19 protein-coding genes and 3 pseudogenes are annotated in these 15,567 nt (G+C 53.5%); 16 read left to right on the top strand and 6 right to left on the bottom strand.

Annotated features, from left to right (window positions below):
* The 6 genes and pseudogenes from CWM61_RS30175 to CWM61_RS15825 form a co-directional block, all read left to right on the top strand.
* Positions 1-500: pseudogene (locus CWM61_RS30175) on the top strand (VENN motif pre-toxin domain-containing protein); the annotation flags it as partial.
* 102 nt (positions 501-602) lie between these two features.
* Positions 603-884 (top strand): HNH/endonuclease VII fold putative polymorphic toxin, encoded by a 282-nt coding sequence (locus tag CWM61_RS30170; RefSeq protein ID WP_227521387.1) that lies wholly within the window; start codon positions 603-605, stop codon positions 882-884.
* On the top strand, positions 874-1,491 hold the full coding sequence (locus CWM61_RS15840; protein ID WP_100631532.1) for a hypothetical protein: 618 nt from the start codon (positions 874-876) through the stop codon (positions 1,489-1,491). The genes CWM61_RS30170 and CWM61_RS15840 overlap by 11 nt, the downstream gene beginning before the upstream one ends.
* A gap of 119 nt (positions 1,492-1,610) precedes the next feature.
* Positions 1,611-1,911: pseudogene (locus CWM61_RS30165) on the top strand (hemagglutinin); the annotation flags it as partial.
* Entirely contained in the window at positions 1,908-2,096 is a 189-nt protein-coding gene (locus CWM61_RS15830; RefSeq protein ID WP_370602674.1) for a CPCC family cysteine-rich protein, read from the top strand. The pseudogene CWM61_RS30165 and the gene CWM61_RS15830, both read left to right, overlap by 4 nt.
* Positions 2,097-2,249: 153 nt before the next feature.
* Positions 2,250-3,805, top strand: a pseudogene (locus tag CWM61_RS15825) (VENN motif pre-toxin domain-containing protein); the annotation flags it as partial.
* A gap of 361 nt (positions 3,806-4,166) precedes the next feature.
* On the opposite strand, the gene CWM61_RS30160 reads toward CWM61_RS15825, so the two are convergent.
* Positions 4,167-4,232, bottom strand: coding sequence for a type I toxin-antitoxin system SymE family toxin (locus tag CWM61_RS30160; RefSeq protein ID WP_223170017.1), 66 nt, complete (start codon positions 4,230-4,232; stop codon positions 4,167-4,169).
* On the opposite strand from CWM61_RS30160, the gene CWM61_RS29895 reads away from it, so the two are divergent.
* The 4 genes from CWM61_RS29895 to uraH all read left to right on the top strand — a co-directional run bounded on the left by CWM61_RS29895 (position 4,210) and on the right by uraH (position 6,352).
* Entirely contained in the window at positions 4,210-4,371 is a 162-nt protein-coding gene (locus CWM61_RS29895) for a hypothetical protein (protein WP_158239530.1), read from the top strand. The two genes, CWM61_RS30160 and CWM61_RS29895, sit on opposite strands and share 23 nt — an antisense overlap.
* 322 nt (positions 4,372-4,693) lie before the next feature.
* Positions 4,694-5,158 (top strand): glycine zipper 2TM domain-containing protein, encoded by a 465-nt coding sequence (locus tag CWM61_RS15810; RefSeq protein WP_100631531.1) that lies wholly within the window; start codon positions 4,694-4,696, stop codon positions 5,156-5,158.
* A gap of 90 nt (positions 5,159-5,248) precedes the next feature.
* A complete protein-coding gene (locus tag CWM61_RS15805; RefSeq protein WP_133122462.1) occupies positions 5,249-5,623 on the top strand; it encodes a hypothetical protein in 375 nt (124 codons plus the stop codon).
* Positions 5,624-5,950: 327 nt separating this feature from the next.
* A complete protein-coding gene (uraH, locus tag CWM61_RS15800) occupies positions 5,951-6,352 on the top strand; it encodes a hydroxyisourate hydrolase (protein WP_100631530.1) in 402 nt (133 codons plus the stop codon).
* Positions 6,353-6,430: 78 nt separating this feature from the next.
* On the opposite strand, the gene CWM61_RS15795 is transcribed toward uraH, so the two are convergent.
* Positions 6,431-6,601: an ATP-NAD kinase gene (locus CWM61_RS15795; protein ID WP_074386678.1), complete on the bottom strand. Its 171-nt coding sequence runs from the start codon at positions 6,599-6,601 to the stop codon at positions 6,431-6,433.
* 123 nt (positions 6,602-6,724) lie between these two features.
* Entirely contained in the window at positions 6,725-6,868 is a 144-nt protein-coding gene (locus tag CWM61_RS29310; protein ID WP_165785271.1) for a hypothetical protein, read from the bottom strand.
* Positions 6,869-6,926: 58 nt separating this feature from the next.
* Between CWM61_RS29310 and CWM61_RS29305 the strand changes: the two genes are divergently transcribed.
* Together CWM61_RS29305 and CWM61_RS15790 are read left to right on the top strand one after the other, a co-directional pair.
* Positions 6,927-7,067 (top strand): hypothetical protein, encoded by a 141-nt coding sequence (locus CWM61_RS29305; protein ID WP_162677911.1) that lies wholly within the window; start codon positions 6,927-6,929, stop codon positions 7,065-7,067.
* A 45-nt stretch (positions 7,068-7,112) separates the two neighbouring features.
* On the top strand, positions 7,113-8,417 hold the full coding sequence (locus CWM61_RS15790) for a citrate synthase (RefSeq protein WP_074386677.1): 1,305 nt from the start codon (positions 7,113-7,115) through the stop codon (positions 8,415-8,417).
* Between the two features lie 52 nt (positions 8,418-8,469).
* Here the strand turns inward: CWM61_RS15790 and CWM61_RS15785 are convergent, their stop codons facing one another.
* Positions 8,470-8,775 carry a hypothetical protein gene (locus CWM61_RS15785; protein WP_074386676.1) on the bottom strand — a complete coding sequence of 102 codons (306 nt, stop codon included), beginning with the start codon at positions 8,773-8,775 and terminating at the stop codon, positions 8,470-8,472.
* Positions 8,753-9,415 carry a LuxR C-terminal-related transcriptional regulator gene (locus tag CWM61_RS15780; RefSeq protein WP_074386675.1) on the bottom strand — a complete coding sequence of 221 codons (663 nt, stop codon included), beginning with the start codon at positions 9,413-9,415 and terminating at the stop codon, positions 8,753-8,755. Before CWM61_RS15780 ends, CWM61_RS15785 begins: the two co-directional genes overlap by 23 nt.
* 471 nt (positions 9,416-9,886) lie before the next feature.
* Here CWM61_RS15780 and CWM61_RS15775 point away from each other — a divergent pair, with 471 nt between their 5' ends.
* Genes CWM61_RS15775 through CWM61_RS15760 form a run of 4 tightly spaced genes read left to right on the top strand, consistent with a single transcriptional unit; the run spans position 9,887 to position 14,674 of the window.
* Complete coding sequence (locus CWM61_RS15775; protein WP_074386674.1) at positions 9,887-10,447, top strand: fimbrial protein; 561 nt, start codon at positions 9,887-9,889, stop codon at positions 10,445-10,447.
* Positions 10,448-10,505: 58 nt separating this feature from the next.
* On the top strand, positions 10,506-11,201 hold the full coding sequence (locus CWM61_RS15770; RefSeq protein ID WP_100631529.1) for a molecular chaperone: 696 nt from the start codon (positions 10,506-10,508) through the stop codon (positions 11,199-11,201).
* A 10-nt stretch (positions 11,202-11,211) separates the two neighbouring features.
* Positions 11,212-13,647: a fimbria/pilus outer membrane usher protein gene (locus CWM61_RS15765; RefSeq protein WP_100631528.1), complete on the top strand. Its 2,436-nt coding sequence runs from the start codon at positions 11,212-11,214 to the stop codon at positions 13,645-13,647.
* Position 13,648: 1 nt separating this feature from the next.
* The gene (locus tag CWM61_RS15760) at positions 13,649-14,674 is read left to right on the top strand and encodes a fimbrial protein (RefSeq protein WP_100631527.1); all 1,026 of its coding nucleotides are present in this window, start codon (positions 13,649-13,651) and stop codon (positions 14,672-14,674) included.
* Between the two features lie 22 nt (positions 14,675-14,696).
* On the opposite strand, the gene CWM61_RS15755 is transcribed toward CWM61_RS15760, so the two are convergent.
* Complete coding sequence (locus CWM61_RS15755; protein ID WP_061155476.1) at positions 14,697-15,563, bottom strand: GNAT family N-acetyltransferase; 867 nt, start codon at positions 15,561-15,563, stop codon at positions 14,697-14,699.
* Positions 15,564-15,567: the final 4 nt, after the last annotated feature.

Raw genomic sequence — 15,567 nt, 5'->3', positions numbered from 1 at the left:
CGACGGCAGAACAGATTGCGGACCAGGCGGGTCGTACCGCGATGGCTGCATACGGTACCGGCAGTGACCTGCAGCGGGGTATCCAGGCAGCCACGGCAGCGCTGCAGGGACTGGCGGGCGGTGATATCGCCGGGGCGCTGGCGGGGGCATCGGCGCCGGAGCTGGCGAATCTTATCGGTCACGGTTCAGGGCTGAGTGACGGTGCCGCGGTTGTGGCACACGCTATCCTGGGCGGTGCGGTGGCGGCGCTGCAGGGCAACAGTGCCGCGGCGGGCGCAGCGGGCGAGGCAGCAGGTGAACTGGCCGCGAGGGCGATTGCTGGTATGCTGTATCCGGGCGTGAAGGATTTATCAACGCTGACAGAAGCCGAGAAGCAGACGGTGAGCACGCTGGCCACTATTTCAGCGGGAATGGCAGGCGGTCTGGCCGGGGACAGTACGGCGTCAGCCGTGGCGGGCGCGCAGGGCGGGAAGAATGCGGTTGAGAATAACTCGCTCAGCAAGGATAAAATTTATAATATAAATCCGTTACCTGTCGGTGCCCTGGACGAGAATGGTGATCGGCTCAAGGGCGGTGGTGGAATTGGTAACCGTCCTGCTAATATGTCTCCTGAAGGAGCTGGTAGAAATGGGGCATTCAGGGAGGCGAAACGCCAAGCTGGAATACCTGTAACCCAAAGTCCAAGCAACGTTTATCCAAACCGCGATAAGCGCGATAATTTGCAACCAGGCTTGATTTATGAATTTACAGTTCCTAACGCAGGCGGTGGGACCAAAAAGGTGTACATTAGAGACGATGCCGCTGGTCATAGTTTTGGCGTAAATGACGCGCAAAATAGAGGGCCGCATTTTAATGATCCAAAAGGGAATCATTATGACTACTGATGTTGTAATTCGATATGCAAAAAATATTCAAAAACCTAATGAAATCGCAAACTTCAATCGGCGATATGGTATTACATCAAGTAATATCGCGGCTATTAGCTGGGAAAAACCACATGTATCGAGACGCAATTACAGTGTGCAATTACTTAAGAGTATGATAGCTAAGCTTGCTAATGGCAATGATGTAAAATTATTTGTGATGATAGAGTTGTCTGCCAAACAACCAAAATCTGCTGTGGTACGGCATAAAAAAACATGGGGTTTACTTAGTGGCGATGGCCTGTTTTCAGCGTCAATCGCTAATAAACAAGATTTCTTATTGGATGTCGGTGATGGGCTTGTTCTTAGTGGAATAGCAAATATTGATATTGCTGATGATGATGTCTTGAGGATTCTCTTGAATCGTGATGATTATGTATATTTTACTTTGCTGAAAAAAGATGTTCCCGTGTTCTTTCCGGAAGGAAAATTGAACAGAAAATCTTGGGTTGAATTTGTTTGGGAAAATAATGGGGTTGTAATATTTCCGATGGGGTATACTGATGAGAATACCTGTGAAATAGTGGCAATGGGTCATGTTTATGATATATCGCCACTTATTAATTAGCGGAAAATAATACCTCCGGTAAGGATAAGATATTTGACATCAACCCGATGTTGAAGATAGGTATTGAAGGGGCTGATGGTGATCCGCTGAAAGGCGGTGGTGGAATAGCTAAAGGCGGTAAATCCAAAGATACTCAAATTTGGACAGAAACCAAGAAAGCAGAACCTGTGGGTAATGCCTATGCATTGGACAAAACATGGGAAAGAGTTTCCAGAGTATCAGAATGCGAAGCAATATGTTGATGCTGCACATAATTTTATGACAAACCCACCGCCAGGCACTTTAACTAAAACTCGCCCTAACGGAGACACACTGTATTACAATCCTGTGACTAATGTCTTTGCTTCAAAAGATATAAATGGTGTACCGCGTACAATGTTTAAACCAGAGAAAGGTCTCGAATATTGGAACAAGCAATGATGAATAATGGCTCTTATCCTTGTCCATGCTGTGGAAATAAGACAATTGATGAGCCGGGTTGTTATGAAATTTGCCCTATATGTGGATGGGAAGATGATCCTGTACAATCGGCTGATCCAGATTTTTCTGGCGGGGCAAATTCTCCGAGTTTAAATGAGGCGAAACGAGCATTTAACGAACAGTAACTGAATATTTTATCCCGGTCCCAGGCCGGGATCTATTTATTAGCCATCAGGCTCACCCAAAATGCCTGCGCTCACGCTTGATAGCAGGACGATCCCTGGTGTCGTTCAGCACGCTGGGGAACGCCCTGAGCCACTGCTTCATCTCGGCACGCAGGCTTCAGTGATATCCACAACCAGGCGGATTATAAAACGCAGCACCAGGGAGTGGGTATCAACACCGGGGCAGTACCGGCGCACAGTTCGCCGGGAACATGACCAGCGCCCTGCTGGCGGGTGGCGGCAGCAAAGGCCATGCGGAAGGTACGACGCAGTCGGCGGTATCCGAGGGGACTATCATCATCCGTGACCAGGCCAGCCAGAAGCAGGACGTGGCTGACCTGAGTCGCGACACGGAGCACGCCAGCGGCAGTATCGGGCCGATATTTGACAAGGAGAAGGAGCAGCGACGCCTGCAGGAAGTGCAGCTGACAGGGGAGATTGGCAGCCAGGCGGCAGATATTGCGCGCACGCAGGGGCAAATAAACGCGCTGGAAGCGGCACGCAAGGTTCATCCGGCAATGTCAGCGGAGCAGCTGAAAGAGACGCAGACGTACAAAGATGAACAGGCGAAATACGGCACGGGCAGCGATATCCAGCGGGGTATCCAGGCAGCCACGGCAGCGCTGCAGGGACTGGCGGGTGGTGATATCGCCGGGGCGCTGGCAGGGGCATCGGCGCCGGAGCTGGCGAATCTTATCGGTCACGGTTCAGGGCTGAGTGACGGTGCCGCAGTGGTGGCTCACGCTATTCTGGGCGGTGCGGTGGCGGCGCTGCAGGGCAACAGTGCCGCGGCGGGCGCAGCCGGCGCGGCAGCAGGTGAACTGGCCGCAAAGGCTATAGCGGGCATGCTGTATCCGGGCGTGACGGACTTGTCCACGCTGACGGAAGCACAGAAGCAGACGGTCAGTACGCTGGCCACCATTTCAGCAGGGATGGCAGGCGGTCTGGCCGGGGACAGTACGGCGTCAGCGGTGGCGGGCGCGCAGGGCGGGAAGAACGCGGTGGAGAATAATTTACTTGGCGGAAATGAGGACGCTCAGGCTGCGTGGATACGACAGCATGGGATTGACATGGCGAGTTGTTCCGATAACCCTGGCGGGGCTGCATGTCAGAAAGCGATAAATGAGCGTGATGCAGTGGGGATGGCGCTGGCGTCTGGTGGAGTAGCTTTACTTCCTGGAACCGCACAGGCGATGTGGGCGCTTGGCACAGGCGCAAATGCCGGGATCAGTTATCTCGCGGATGGCTCGGTTGACCCTTCCAGCGCGGTAATTGCTGGCTGGGTAAACGTATTCAGTATGGGAAATGGTCTGGCCAGTACTGTGGGATGGAATGCCGCAGGAGGCGCATTCAGTAACTGGATAGATGGGAAAGATCCCGTGTCAGGCGCGTTGATTAATGGTGCAGGTTCTGCTGTGGGCTATGGTGTTGGCAAAGGGATTTCGTGGGGAGTTAATACTGGCACAAATTGGTGGAAAGGCGGTTGGGATCCGAAATTTAACCCTGACTTGCAGAAATACACTGAAATTAAAGGTGATTTTGGTATTTCGAAGGAAATGACACCAAGCAATTTCCCCAGCTCGATTGGTGATATTGGAGGGAGCATCACTTCAGAATTAGGAGGTAAGTATACAGAGCAAAAAATGAAACAAGAGGAAAATAAGAAATGAGGTTACTTAACTCAGTATTGCTTCTTATTTTCTTTGTTTTGATTAGTATGGTGTCTATCTTCCTAACTGGATTTGTTTTATATGTATGTGGAGAATTTTTCTTCCTTTTTTATAAACAAATTCCAGTATCTTTTACTACATATAACCTTTTGCTCATATGCAAAATCAGTGTTTATGTTGGTAGCTTTGTTGGGATAGTTATGTGGGCTGCCAGGCTACTGAGATTAAAGGGTTTTTAGTTGTTGTTGAGAATAATTTACTTGGCGGTAGTGAAGATGAGCAGGCGGCATGCTTGCGATGTAAGCATCCCGGCAATCGCACCTGGATCTTCCTTTTAGCCGTCAGCACCTGACCGGCTCGATCACAGCTGTTCCTGTTCCACGCTGACCATCACCGGTGTGTCAGTGCTGAATCCCGCTTCTGCCAGCCAGTTACCGCACGACCTGTGTGAAGCGGACCCCACTCAGAGCCAGAGTGCTTCCACGACGGGAAGTACAGGCGACAGCGTGGTGATTGATCCCGGCTACAATAGCCGGAATAACATGATCATTATCACCACCCATTGATCTGGCCTGCGACAGAAATATCAAAACAAATACGCGGTTATGAAAAGACGGGATTGAGGTCATTAAAATAGTTGGTTGTGACCTGGGACCCGGCAGCGGTGGGGGAGACGTTGCATGACATGCCCAATTATCAGAGCGCAGTAGATTATTGCTGGCGTCAAATGGGGCTGGTGAGCCCTTGCCCTTCATCTTCAAATTTTTTCAGGATGACGTAATGATTAAAGCCTATAATACATATTATACCAGTAAACTTTTATCGTTATTGTCCAGCTGATTATTTATGAAATGATGACGTTAATATGCAGCAAATGGAGAGGTTAACATGCTTAAAAAAATGTGTTTAATTGCTTTTACATTAGTTATTGCTGGATGTACCAATACCAGTCATCTTTCAGGTGATGTCCATTCTTCAGCCACGGCTGGACGCGTACAACAAGTTTTTTATGGCCAGTTGGTGTCAGTCAGAGCGGTGCAAATTCAGGCGGGGGATAACAGTAATGCGCTTGGCGCTGTCGCCGGAGGCGTCATTGGTGGTGTAGCGGGAAGTGCCGTCGGTGGCGGTTCAGGCCAAAGACTGGCGACGGCGACTGGTGCTGTTGCGGGAGGTTTAGCAGGTCAGGTGGTTCAGGCAAGAATGAATCTTGTTCAAGGGGTCGAGCTTGAAATACGCTTAGATGATGGAAGAACGTTCATGGTCGTACAACGTCAGGGGCCAACGCGATTCTCGGTAGGGCAACGTGTTGCCATTTCATCCGTAGGTGGGCAAACGACAGTATCCCCACGCTAATTTTAAAAGTTAATAACATAAATACCTAATGCCAGCTACGCTTTAAGGCTGGCATGGTAAAAATGGAATATCTCAAAATTAGGGTGTTTTATGAAAAAACCATCTTATTTTTTAAAGGTAATTTGCCTCTTTTTTTCAGGAACACTTATCGCTGGTTGCTCTGTGTTTATGACGGGTATTGGAAACTCGCAAACGATGAATGTCAATTTTGTTTCAAACTCGCAGACAACCGTTCGATGCCTTAAAACCGGTGCGAAAATTAACGGTTTTATTCTTGATGATAGTCAGTTAACTGATGAGGGTAAGCTTTTCTTAACGAAACAAGATATGAACTCAGCCATTTCGATTATGGTCACGGAAAGTTTAAACGGTACAGACTTACGCGTTCGTTTTGATAACAGAGATAGCATCTTGATCGATGGCTGGAATAAAGCAATCCGATACTGCAGAAGAACGATACCCTAATAACAATGATGTCTTTTAAAAGCTGGAATATATCAGGCGTCAAGTCGCTCACCATTCTTATCAGTTTCAGGAATAGTGGTGAGCTTGAGCGTAACAGGCTAATCATATTGCATGAAAATAAGTAGGCAACGTAGTCAGAAACACGACCATGGGCTGTGAGGCGTGCGATAGAGCCAGGCTCTGGTCGCAAATCTTTTGCTTGCGGATAGCCTTCTCAGCAGACATATCCTCTATATGTCTATATTTTGATAACAAAAAGTTTAATTTTTTTCCCCGCCGCGCTGACTATAGTTAGGGCACTTTCACTTGCCCAATAAGGTCACGATTATGAAATTAGTTATCGCCTCCGTAATTTCTCTGCTCAGCTTCAGCGCGCTGGCGGCGCCAAAGGGGACGCTCAGCGTTCACATTCTTAATCAGCAAACCGGGCTCCCTTCACCGGGGGTGCAGATTGAGCTGGATAAACAGCAGGGGGATAGCTGGCAGCATATCGCCACCGGTAAAACGGATGCCGATGGGCGGATTAAATCGCTCTATCCGCAGGCGGAGAATATGGAGCCGGGGGTTTATAAAGTGACGTTTAAAACCGGTGACTATTTTAAAAGCCAAAACATGAATACGTTCTTCCCGGTGGTCCCGGTTATTTTCAATGTCACAAAGCAAAATCAAAAACTGCATATCCCGCTGCTGCTCAGTCAGTACGGATACTCTACCTACCGCGGCAGCTGATGACGCAAGCCGCTATCCAGCCAACGCCTGCGCGTCTCCCGCAGGCGTCACGCTTTCCTCGCACCACGACCTCCACGCCTAACGCTCGGTCTCTTTCTCTTTAAAGTGTTTAACGGCTTCGTCGTACATCGCCAGCAGACCGGAAATATCGCCCTCATATTGCGGCACGCGCTGGGCGCGAACGAGCTCAATCAGCAGCGCATAGGCTGCTTCTTCCGGGGCCGCATGCGGATTGATCAGTCCAGACATATTACCTCCTTAACAGTGGACCTTTAGCCTACCCCTCGGCGGGAAACCGCAACAGCCTGATATGCAACCAGTGCTTCTTGTAGGGTTCTTGTGAAACCTCAGAGGCGAAGACCACGGCGGAAGTCAACTGAAGGAGGGGGTTATCCAGGCCACTGGCGTGGCGGTTAGCGGTACGTCTACACCGGCAGCTGGCTCATCATCAACCAGGCGATGGTAATGCAGATGAGGGTCATCGACAGCACAAAATTCATGGTAGCTCTTCTTCATCCTATCTTTACTCAGCGTAAATTTTGACAGCGATGATCGCCTTTATCCTTGGCGATTTGTGCCGCTATCCGGCGGTGGGGTGGGGAAAGACGGCCTGTTTCCCCGTGAAGGCCAGCAAAATATTCTCTTTGTCAGGGTTATAGTGATGACATCAATGAATAAGCTGCATCACATTGGTTATGTTGGTCTTTCCGCCTGAAGAATGACTTCAGGTCGCTGATAAGCTTGCTGGGGGACTAACAGGATGAGCACTACACCGTTAACGCTTTCTTTTGCCGGGCAACAACCGCCCATCGCCCTGCCGCAGGTGCCGGGAACGCGGGGGCCGGTGGGAGTCGACATGCGCGGACTAAATCAGTCCGGATTCTGCAGCTATGACCCCGGCTTCGCCAATACCGCCGGATGCCAGTCGGCGATCTCGTGGATCGATACGGAAAACAGCGTGCTGCTGCACCGCGGCTATCCCGTCGATCAGCTGGCTCGCCAGTGCGATTTTCTCGAAGTGGCCTACATCATGCTGAACGGTGACGCGCCAGATGAGGCCAGCTATCAAACCTTTCGCGAGACCATCACCCGCCATACTCTGGTCCACGAGCAGATAGCCCGCATGTGCAGCGGATTTCGGCGTGACTCGCACCCGATGGCGCTGATGTGCGCTCTGGTGGGGGCGCTGGCGGCGTTTTATCATGATGTCCTGGATGTGGAAAATCCGCAGCACCGGGCACTGGCCGCCACCCGGTTATTGTCGAAAATGCCCACCATCGCCGCCATGAGCTACAAGTACACCATTGAACAACCCGCCGCGTATCCGCGCAACGATCTCTCCTATGCCGGTAATTTCCTGCAGATGCTGTTTGCTATTCCGGCGGAAAAATACGTCCTCAATCCGGTTATCGAGCAGGCGATGAACCAGATCCTGGTGCTCCATGCCGATCACGGGCAGTGCGCCTCGACCACCACGGTGCGTGCGGCGGGCTCCTCCGGGGCGAATTTATTCGCCTGCATCGCCGCCGGGCTGGCGTCGCTGTGGGGGCCAATGCACGGCGGCGCCAATGAATCGAGCATGCGAATGCTGGAGGAGATTGAAAGCGTCGATCAGGTTCCGGCGTTTCTGCGCCAGGCGAAGCGCGATCCGCAGGCATTTCGCCGGCTGGGTTTTGGCAACTCGCGCTACCGTCACCGCGATCCGCGCGCCGGGATCCTACGTGAAACCAGCCATCGGGTACTGGCGGAGGTAGGCATGTCCGACCGTCTGCTACAGGTGGCGATGGCCCTTGAGGACGTGGCGCTGACCGACCCCTACTTTGTGGAAAATGGCCTGTCACCGAGCGTGGATTTCTATACCGCGGTGATCCTCAAGGCGATGAATCTGCCTTCGTCGATGTTTGCGGTGGTCACCGCGGTCGGTCGGACGGTCGGCTGGGTAGCGCACTGGAATGAGATGCACCAGGCGCCGCTGACCATCTACCGCCCACGGCAGATTTACGTTGGCGAGGGCTATCGGGATTACGTCTCCCGACGCGACGAGCAGCCTGCTGGCCCAAGGTAATGCCTTACGGGCAGGAGGCGCGCGGCGTCTTCCTGCCCAGGCGGGTTGCTACTTAGAGATGCCGGGAGAGCAGATAGTGCTCGACGGCGGTATATTCGGTTAACCGGGTATACAGCGCCAACAGGGCGCTGAGAAAAGCGCCTACCTCACAGGCCTGCGGCCCGGGCGTGGCGAGTAATGGCTGTAGCGTAGCTCTCAGTTGATCAAGGTCAGGCTTCAGCACATACGGTATATGCAGGGTGCTGAGGATGGATTCAGTCTGCTGGAAATCGTGACGAGATGGCAACGCCTCGTCTGCACTTAGCCAGCTCAGGATAATCAACATGAGGCGATTTTTAGCGTAGAGATACGATTTCATGGCCTGTCTCCTGTCGGTAGTGGCGCAACACCATCCCCTGAACTTTGTTCATCAGTTCCACGTTATTTTTCACCGCCAGCTTGCTAAGGACGCGTGAACGGTAGTAGTAGACCCGTTTGATCGTGAGCTGCATGGTGCTGGCCACGTGACACAACGGCATTCCCCCCATCAGCAGGCTGATTAAAAAAGTTTCCTTACGGGTCAGGTTATAGCTGTCAGGTATGGCGATATAGAGCTTGTCGGCGGGGGGCGACGTCCAGCGCGGACCGCGGGCAAGGGCCGTACTGAGTCCGGCAAAACTGGTGATGAACTCTGCGCCGAGCACAATGGCGAGGCTGCTTTCGAGCTCGCTCAACGGGTAGCCTGATTTGGCAAAAATAAAGATCCGGATCAGGGGATTAAACGATTTTAAACTGAGCGCGACCTGCAGTACTTCGATGTTAGCGCTGCTGTAATCAATAAGGATAGTGCTTAACCGGGCTCCAGCATCGGTCGCAAAAAAAGTATAGAACATCTCACTCTGTCCGCTAAACGGGTAACAGAGCATTTCTTTAATATCCAGAGGCTTGCTGTTTGGTTCATTAATATACGCCTTCAGCGCAATATTAAAATATTCTGAATCCGCAATGCAGATCAACATAATGACCTCCTGGCATAAATACGCTGTGCATGCTGTCCTGCCTGATTCGACAATTTACTGTAGAGAATACCCGTCTGAAATAAAATACTCCCTGCGCTTTCAATCGAGGGGGGAGAACGTGGGAGGAGGTGGTTAATAATGAGGGTGAGATATTCAGATCGCATTTTGCGAATGTTTTATGGAAAACAAAAAATAAAAATTATCATTTATTTACAATGAGTTATGTTTTTAATGTGGGTTTCTTTTATTTCTTTTTCAGAGTGGCGTTAAGACTTTTCTATAAAAAGTAGAAATGGTCCTGGTGGCGAATTTGAATAATAAACAATGAAGTGAGTAGGATGTCAGTGCAGGGAAGGGGTTAAAAGATAACAGGTTAATCCAATGGACTGAGCATTAATAAATTGTACGTATAAAGTACGCCAGGGGTATTTCCTGAACGATTCTCCATAAGCGTGGTGATGAGGAGTGAATATGAAAAAATACAGCAATGGAATGGCATCTTTCGTGGTGATGATGATGCTTTCTCCGGTAGCGGCGCAGGCTGCTGATGGCAAAGTCACCTTTAATGGTGAAGTCATCGAAAATACTTGTACGGTAGTGAATAAAGACAAGACAGTGACCCTGCCGACGGTCCAGCGTTCGGCGCTCAGCAGCGCGGGTGAGACGGCGGGCGTGGTTCCCTTCACCATCGATCTGACGAGCTGCACCCCAGGGGCTGATGTCTCGGTGTACTTCGAGAAAGATCAATACGTTTCCACGGAGGGCCGACTAAAAAATACCCTGTCTGACGGCACGGAAGCAGAAAACGTCGATGTGGAACTGCTGAACACCCGGTTTACGCCGATTAACCTCGCGGAGACCCCGGTGGTCGCTGCAGACGGCACCATTGCTCGCCCGGACGTGATCCCAGTGGCGGTGGCTGAGCAGGATGGTTCCGCCTCGCTGCCTTTCTATGCCCGCTACTATGCGACCGACGCCGCTTCGGCTGGAAAAGTCGCCACCTACGTCAACTTTACGGTGGTTTATCCATAAACCCTGTCCACGGCCCCGCTCAGGGGCCGTTTATCCACCCGGCAAGGAGGAGGTGAATATGCGGCGTATGGTTCTGGCATGGCTGCTGTCCAGCATTTTACCCTCGGCGGACGCCAGCATGGTTATTGACGGCACACGGATTATTTTTCCCGGCGATAAAAAAGAGATCGCCATCCGGGCCACCAATATGGGGGAGACCCCCTCTCTGACGCAGGTCTGGGTCGACGATGGCCGCGTGCAAAATCAACCGGAAAAAGATGCGGCGCCGTTTATTGTGCTGCCGCCGATTGTGCGTATCGAGCCGGGAAAAGGTCAGAGCTGGCGCCTGGTGTTCAATGGCAGTCGCCTGCCGCAGGATCGGGAATCGCTGTTCTGGTTCAATCTGCTGGACATTCCGCCAGAGCCGAAAAACGGCACGGCAATCAATTATCTGCAGCTCGCGATACGGTCGCGTATCAAGCTGTTTTACCGTCCGGCAGGCGTGGCGGCGGAAAAAATGGCGCCGGAGAATGCCCTGCGCTGGGCGTTGGCTCCCACGGGCAATGGGCTGCGGGTGAGCAATGCCTCAGCGCGCTATATCACCATCGACAGCATCACCCTTAACGGACAAAAACAGTCCGCTGGCATGGTCGCCCCTTTTTCCTCGCTGGAGATCGCGCCTAAAGGGGTCGCGCTGCGCACGCTACCAGCGAGATTCAGCTTCACCACCATCAATGATTACGGCGCGGTAGTGAATCATAATTATCCTCAGTAAGGACATTATTATGAAACTCAGGGAGATCAAGTTTGGGTTAATGCTGTTCCTCCCCTGGCAAGAGGCATGGGCGGCGGAGGCGTTTAGTTTTAACCGCGCCCATTTGCACGGCGCCGCGCAGGTTGATCTCCAGAAATATCAATACGGTAATCCGCTGCACGCCGGACAGTATCGCAGCACGCTCTCCGTGAATGGCCGGGACCTGGCGGAAGAAACGTTTGTTATCCAGGAACACGATGGCCAGCTTGAGCCCTGCATCTCGCCCTCGCTGTTCGACGCCCTGCAGCTGAAGGACGCCCAGTGGCCGGCGGCGGCCACCTGCCTGCGCTTCTCGCAGATCAATAAGGCGATCGGCTGGGAGTATGACAGCGGGGAAAACGTCCTGCGGGTGAATATGCCCCAGGCGCTACTGCAACCCCATTATCGGGGGGCGGTGAACCTGAAGAAGGTGGATAGCGGCGTGCCCGCCGCAGTGCTGCGCTATCAGGCCAACAGCTATCAGAGCATCGTCGACGGGGATAGCAGCAGCCATCATTATCTCGGGCTGGATGCCAGCCTGCGCGCCTTTGGCTGGCGGTTACATCACCAGTCTAGCTACCAGGCGCAGGAGGGGAATACACACTGGGATAGCATTGCCACCTGGGCTGAGAGAAGTGTAGTGAACTGGGCGTCCACGTTACGGCTGGGTCAGGGATGGACCGAAGGAACCTTCTTTGACAGCGTCAGTTTTATCGGCGGCAGGCTGGCCACCGATGTGCGCATGCTGCCGGGCTCCCGCCGCGGCTTTGCACCGTCGGTTAGCGGCGTGGCGCGCACCAATGCCCGCGTGACGGTCACCCAGAACGGCGCCCTGTTGTACGAGGCAACGGTTCCGCCGGGCAAATTCACCTTTGACGATCTCTATCCCACCAACGCCGGCGGCGATTTACAGGTAACGATCCATGAGGCGGACGGCAGTCAGGAGACCTTTACCGTGCCGTACGCCGCGCTGCCTGGCCTGGTGCGGGCAGGAGCGGTCTACTATGACCTGTCGCTGGGCTATCTGGATGAGGATGGGATCGCCGGGCGGCCAGGATTTGGCGAAGCCACGCTGCAGTACGGCTTCAATGACTATGTCAGTGGCTATACCGGCGCCAACGCGACGACGGATTATTACTCGACGCTGGTCGGCAGCGCCTTCAATACCTACTGGGGGGCGCTGGCGGTCGATCTTTCCCGTTCTGCGGCGAAGGGCAGGGAACGCGGCTGGCAGGAGGGGTATCGCTGGCGGGTATCCGCATCAAAATCCTTCGCGTCCGATACGCGGATGCTGGTCTCGATGAGCCACAGCAACGACGGCAACTATCGTTCCATTCGCGACGCCGTCCGGGAGCACGACCGTTACCCCAACGACTGGCGGGAGATGACCCGCTACAGCGCGACGTTGTCTCAGCAGGCCGGCAGCGGCAGCCTGTCGTTTAACGGAATCTGGAGTGAGGATGTCCGCCACCACCGCTGGCGCTCCTATCAGCTGGGGTACGCCAACCGCTATGGTCAGCTCAATTACTACCTGTACGCCCAGCAGAGTCAGGATATTCATCACCGCAATAATCAAGTGGTGGGCGTCTCCTTTTCGCTACCGGTCGGGCAGGCGGGCAGCCTGACCACCCGCTTTAACCATGATAAGAACTACGGCAGCCAGCTGCAGTCCAGCTATACCGGCAGCGCTGGCGAGAAAAATGCCTTTAGCTATGGCCTGACCGCCAGCTACGACATGCCACGGGAGAACCCGCACGAGGCCAGCGTTGGGGGCAACGGTAGCCTGCGTACGGATTATGCGTACCTGAATGCCAGCGCCAGCGCCGGTCGCCACCAGCAGCAGTACTCGCTGGGGGCATCGGGCGCCCTGGTGGCGCATCAGGGCGGAATGACCGCCACCCCCGAACTGGGGGAAACCTTCGCCATTGTGGAAGCGCCCGGCGCGGCGGGCGCTCGGGTGGCAAACCGCCTCGGACAGCCAATAAACCGCCAGGGTTTTACGATCATCCCTTACCTCGATCCCTTTACCGATAACTGGCTGGATCTCGATCCGCAGGGTCTGAACGACCATGTGGAGATTGTCTCCAGTAGCACGACGGTGGTGCCCGATTCGGGTGCGGCGGTGAAGGTCAAATTTATCACGCGTACCGGCTATCCCTGGTTTGCCCATGTCACGCTGCCGGATGGCGCGGCGCCCCCGCTGGGCGCGGAGGTGTTTGACGAGAGCGGTCGGGCGGTTGGCGCCGTCGGTCAGGGCGGGCTGCTGTATGCCCGGGTGCCGCAGGCCGACGGCAGCGTCTCGGTAGTATGGGGCGAACGCAGCGGGCAACGCTGCCGGTTGGCCTATGCCATCCGCGGCGACGCGGCGCAACAGGTTAGCCGCGGTACGCCGCATCAGGTCTGCCGGCCGGGAATAAAGGAGAAGTAATATGAAAAAAATCATCGCATCAGGGGTACCGCTTCTGCTGGCCGGCGGATACTGCGCCTCGCTGTCGGCAGCGTGCCAGATGGTCAGTGGCAAAACTATCGAGTATTCAGTGAACGTCAGCCAGGCCAGTATCAACCTTGACGTCAGCAATCGCCCCATCGGCTCCCTGCTATACAGCTACGGAGGGATGATTATCACTAATAACGAACGCTGGGAGATCGCCTGCAGCGGCAGCGAGCCCGGCGGGTTTCAGAGTATCGGCGGCTCACGGGTCGGCCCGGCGGGAGACGGCAAACCCGGGGATATCTACAGCATCGACCGCCTGCCGGGCATTGGCTACAGCTTCCAGATGGGGGAACAGGATGGCATTAATTTCGATCCCCTGTTCACGGCCTGGCCCTCAGCGCCGGTATTTTCCGGCCAGCGCGCATTTCAGGCGGAAAATAAAAAACCGACCATCTATTTCTGGCGGATTTCCGACAACGGCGGTCTACCGCCGCCGGGCGAGTATTGCCTTAACGATTACCTTGGCGATATTTATCTTGGCGGAGTACAGGCGATGCGCTTCAGCGTCAGTGGGCTCTGTATTCAGGTCAAATCACCCACCTGCAAGATTACTGACGACAGTAAAAACATTAACGTCTTCCTTGGGCGGCATAACAAAACCGCGTTTACCGGGCTCAACAGCACCACCGCCCCGGTCCCTTTTAACATCAACCTGACGAACTGTGAAAATGTCGGCAGCGTGTTTATGCAGTTTAACGCGACGGCGGACAGCGCCATGGCTGCCAACGAGGTGATTAAAATTGATGACCAACCTGAAGGCGCATCCGGACTTGGCGTGCAAATCCTCAGTGCCGGCGGCGCGCTGGTGCCGCTAAACCAGGTGAGCCAGATCTGGTCCGGGAATAAAGGCAGTCAGACGAACTACCGTTTATCCTATCAGGCCCGCTATATCCAGACGCAGCCCGCAGTGACAGCGGGCGAGGCGAACGCCAGCGCGACCTTCGTGGTGACTTATCACTGATTGGCCTGACGGCGAAGCGTCGTCAGGCATGCGCCAGTAAAGGAAACATCAACTTCCTGTCTTTAAACAGATTTTCCTTCTGGTCATAGACGAAGAGGATATCTTCTCCCTCAATCTTCTCGTACTCGCCGAGCCGGTCTTCACTGGGGGTAAAACCGAGGATGGCCTGGTAAACATGGTCATCGGCCAGTTCGTTGACCAGCGTCGACAGGCTCTTACCCTCCTCGCAGAAGAGGTCAAAGCAGATCAGCACCGGACCGTTTTGCATGGCGATAACCACCGCCTCATTTTTTGCCGAGTAATAGACGAAATGCTTCATAAAGGCTGAGCAGTAAAACATCAGCAGGCCAAAGTTATGCTCCACCCGCAGCGGTGAGAACGGGTTGGATTTTTCATAGTAATGACGGAGCAGGGCGACATCGTCAGCGCTGTCCATATTCAGTTTGCGAAAATCGCCAGCTCGCGGGGAGACCGGCATAATATATTGATGCTCTTCGCTGCGGGTGAAGCCAAATTTGGGGTAAAAATCCACCGTAGTGGGATTGGCGAATAAAAAGAAGGCATCCGCCTCCTGCTGCCAGTCCTGCAGGATATGATGGATAAGCTGGCCGGCTAATCCCTTATTACGGTGGTCCGGTTCGGTCATCACGGTGCCAATCTGAATATAACGCCGGGGCTCGCCCTGCCAGCGCAGGTCGATGATATTGGCCGAGGCGTTAGCGATAACTTTATTGCGTTCGACAAAGGCGTAGGGGATATAGGCGTCGGTCCAGTAACCTTGCTGATACCACTCTTCAAAAGACAGGTCAAAAGTCTTAACGGCAAGGTCAATGAAGCTTTTTCTTAATGGGTTATTTTCTCTGACTTGCTTCACTAATTGATAATTCATTGTC

The organism is Klebsiella sp. K-Nf6, from assembly GCF_002806655.1.
Classification (GTDB): Bacteria; Pseudomonadota; Gammaproteobacteria; order Enterobacterales; family Enterobacteriaceae; genus Klebsiella; species Klebsiella variicola.
Note: the sequence above shows the minus strand (reverse complement) of the source record. Positions and strands in the feature narration are given on the sequence as shown.